Genomic DNA, 3,713 nt, shown 5'->3' with positions numbered 1-3,713 from the left:
GTATAAGAGACAGATTTAAGAGACCCTAGTGATCCTAAAGATTTTGTTATGGATCCAGATTTGATAGTTAATGATATAAAGTATGGTGTGGGGTCCGCTTTTGTTTGGTGGGATATGAATAAAATGAATGATTTTATCTCGGATTCATATGCTACCAGAACGGTAGGTAATATTTCTCTGCATGTTGCAGATATTTAAAAGAAAGTTAACGGTGGTACAATAGGCTTAGCTGAGCGAGTCGCTATTTTTAATGAGATACGCACTATGGTTTCCATGGGGTTTAATTGATGAGTAAGTTTTTTTTGGCGTTATTGACTATGTGGTCAATGGCTGTCGTTGCAGAAACTAAAACGTATGAGTTAGATTCTGTTTTCAATGGCATGGAAAAAGCTGAGTTTGTAACCGTAGATACTCAGTATGGTCCTGTATTGAAAGGCAGGCTAGTGGGGGGGAATGAGAAGAACTATGAGCTTCCTGATACATGTGAGCCAGAGGGTGGAAATGCGGTTCTCACAGATGCTTATGTGGTTAAAGGAGAATATAGTTATTTTCTATTCACATGTGCTTGGTCCGTTCAGCACCCTGGAATTGCTCTCAGTGGTACTCAATATAAAACTTTTGTATATCCGGTAAATAGTCTAAATACTATTTCTAAAAACCTAATGCTATCTCAAAGTCTCTCCGGTTATGAGGGAAGCTTAGAGGAAGGCGCGCGTAGTTATGCTTGGTACACTGAACGTAAATTGGCTAAGGATAAAATACTTGAGTTGGAAGCCGGTAAGAAAATAGATTCCTTAGCGTTAGCGCATCGTATAGTTTTAAAGCGTTTAAAAGATAAAGATTACGACGCGATCAGCTATTATTTAAGTCCAGAGCAGATTGGTCATATGAAAGCGAACTCGCCTATTAGTAAGATTACTGCCCCTATTTATAATGATTTCGGCTTTGCTTTGAGCGAGTCTGGTGAAAGTGACTTGGCGTATTCATTATTGAAAGATGTGGAGGCAGTTTCCCCTGATCGAGTAGTCCTTAAACTAAATATTGCAGATGTGCTTTGGGTGTCGGACAAAGAAAAGTCAAAACTCTATTATAAGAATTATATTGAAACTATGCAGGCGGCAGGAAAAGAAAAACTAATTCCTCAGAGAGCATTTGAACGACGAGCCTTGAACTAGGGCTTTATGTGAAGAATGCTTTGATTCTGTCCATAAGTGAGGGGGGGATCCGGTTATGCTGTGGTCATTGCTCTCCGAGCTGACGTTAGCCGGAAGTGATGGGGGGGGATGGCTTTCATAAAGCTGTTTTAATAGTCAATCAGAAAGCCAAGTGCGAGCAGTCGTCGCAGGAAGCGGCCTCACCCTTCGTCAGCCCCCGGCACCCCTGACTCAGGGAGCCGAGTCCGGAGTACCGATCAGCGCCCCTACGGCTCAAGGAGAGCCTACGTATGTGGCGAAATAGATAAGGCAATATCGTCGTTGGTTGAATGGAAGCAGTCTATTGCCCTGCTTTGCATAGATCAAGTATTGGTTGAAATCGATGGTGTGTCTTTCGGAAGTTGATCCGAAATATCATGTTGTAGATAAAGAGGTAATGGAGTGAAGTATTTTATAGTAAGTGCGATATTGCTAATGGCCATTTCATCACAGGCTTGTGCTGGCTTTGAGCGCGTAACTATAAAACAGCAAGCGGTACAAAAAATTGGTGGTGAGTGTGTGGGGGCCAAAAGCACGCTACAGCTTGAAGATGGAAAAGTTGTTGTCATAAAGAATTCTGGTGAAACCTACAGCTTGAATATGGATGAGCAAGAGGGAGATCTACCTGCTTACTTTGGCTTCGCTCAACAGTCAGGACCGTGTGTTGTTGCACTTAAATATGCCAAAAGTTCTGTGAGTGAAAGCTTCTCATTGTTTGTGTTTGACAGGGCTACGGATAAATTTAAAGAATCTGGTGTGAAATTGGTCACTAATCCAGAGTTTAACAACGACAAGATTTTGAGTGCTTATAGCGATGGGCCTACGGCACATAATGATGTGCTCTGTTACTCTGGTGTGAAGAAAGATTATTATCTGTGTGAAAAAAGAGGGCAGTTCTCAGAACAGCTTGAACGGCGAGAAGTCTGTAGTGAGACTTCGTGTGCTGATCCCGAGATTGTTAGGGAGGGGACGACAGTACCAGTTGAAGCAACAGTATCAGTAGCAAAAGCCAATTTTTTTGATAAGACCATTGAGTCAGTATTTACTAAAAGAAAAGCATATCTGGTGCAGGGCGATAAAGTGATGTTGAGTGATTATCAACGTAACGGGGATGGTTTGTACTATAAGGTTTCTTACATGGGTAAAGTGAAAACTGTTGGGTGGATGCCGGATAGTACTATCAGTGTCAAAAATTAAAGGCTTATCGACACTCGGGTGTTTAGGAGGGGTGCTTTAAATGAACTATCCTTTGCGATGGTTAACTTCAACCATCAAGGCTTGCTGTGTTTTTTATTTGGGGGCAGTTTGCTATGCAGAAGACTCTAGATTAAGTGGAATAGGCGGGGCTACCTTGAATTTTTCTTCGTGGGATAACAGTTCCGGTACCTGGAAACAGGCTGTATTTATAAAAAACAATCTGAACGTTACTTTATATGATATGGCAAGTGCCTCGACAGGTTTCGGAAAAAACTCGACGTCCCTTTCTCCTGATAAAAATTATGCTCTTATTCAACGAACAGTATTCGGTGAGCTAAGTGATGGGCAGAAAGTAACGACTACCGAGAAAAGCTATTGCGATATGATTTCCATGGAGAGCGGCTGTGTACTTCTCTCACGACCTGCCGAAGTATGCTCTGGAAGCTGGAAGGATAGTAGTTGGGCGACAGATGCTGGAGAGATTGTAACGCCCAAGCTTGAAGCTATAACGCCGAAAGACCTACTCAAATCGACCTCTGCGATAGAGGATGTCAAAGACAGGGCGTTAGCAATAAGAGAGCATATTTTTATGGGGGTTGGCTCTTATATGGGTTGCTATCCGCCCGCCAAAAATTTACAGGCGTTAAATGATTTGGGCTTTTATCTGGCACAAGCTGGCGATGATACTTCTGCGCTAAAGATATACCGAGGTATTGAAGCCGTTGGCAAACGAGCAGTGTTGATGCTGAATATTGCTGATTCTCTGTGGAGTCTGAAGAGAACCTCTGAAGCTGTCGAATACTATAAGCAGTATGTTGAAGCCATGAGTGCTGATGGTAAAGGTGCTAAGGTTCCAGTTCGAGTATCTGAGCGTATCAAGTGAGCGGCTCTTGCTGAAATCCTTTCTTGAGGTTGTATTGCAAATACCCCATAGCTCAGGAGTTGTGATCATATGATGAAGACATTTTTATACGCAGGTTTTGGTTTTTTGTGGTTAGTAATAAAGTAATATTAGGTGTGCTTTAGGGGTTGGCATGAAAAATCATGTAGGTGCAATAACCCTGGTAACGTCAATTTTTACTCAAGCAATGGTGCAGGCAGCTGATTATGAAAAGGCCTCTGAAATAAAATCTGCTCGTCATGGTGATAAGGTCGCACGATATGTTAAGGAATGTGGTTCTCCCTAATCATGATGTGTGTTTTAACTCTGGCTTTTTTTATTTCACGAATGCACAAGCGGATTGTTCTAAACAGGCATAAACCTTGGGCCCGCATCGCCAGAATACATTTCCAGATGCCAATCCATGAGCTGGTCTAATGACC

General features: G+C 42.3%; 4 protein-coding genes. All 4 read left to right on the top strand.

Features of this window, described 5'->3' with window-relative positions; all coding sequences use genetic code 11:
* The first annotated feature begins 287 nt into the window (after positions 1–287).
* On the top strand, positions 288–1,175 hold the full coding sequence (locus tag ALQ04_RS26675) for a hypothetical protein (RefSeq protein WP_147466551.1): 888 nt from the start codon (positions 288–290) through the stop codon (positions 1,173–1,175).
* Positions 1,176–1,595: 420 nt separating this feature from the next.
* Positions 1,596–2,390 (top strand): hypothetical protein, encoded by a 795-nt coding sequence (locus ALQ04_RS02065; protein ID WP_147466550.1) that lies wholly within the window; start codon positions 1,596–1,598, stop codon positions 2,388–2,390.
* 40 nt (positions 2,391–2,430) lie between these two features.
* A complete protein-coding gene (locus ALQ04_RS02060; RefSeq protein WP_259644876.1) occupies positions 2,431–3,273 on the top strand; it encodes a type IV pilus biogenesis/stability protein PilW in 843 nt (280 codons plus the stop codon).
* Positions 3,274–3,424: 151 nt separating this feature from the next.
* A complete protein-coding gene (locus ALQ04_RS27000) occupies positions 3,425–3,577 on the top strand; it encodes a hypothetical protein (protein ID WP_221033383.1) in 153 nt (50 codons plus the stop codon).
* Positions 3,578–3,713 lie beyond the last annotated feature (136 nt).

This window comes from Pseudomonas cichorii, assembly GCF_003700275.1.
In the GTDB taxonomy this organism is placed as follows: Bacteria; Pseudomonadota; Gammaproteobacteria; order Pseudomonadales; family Pseudomonadaceae; genus Aquipseudomonas; species Aquipseudomonas cichorii_B.
This window is presented reverse-complemented; position numbering and strand designations above follow the sequence as displayed.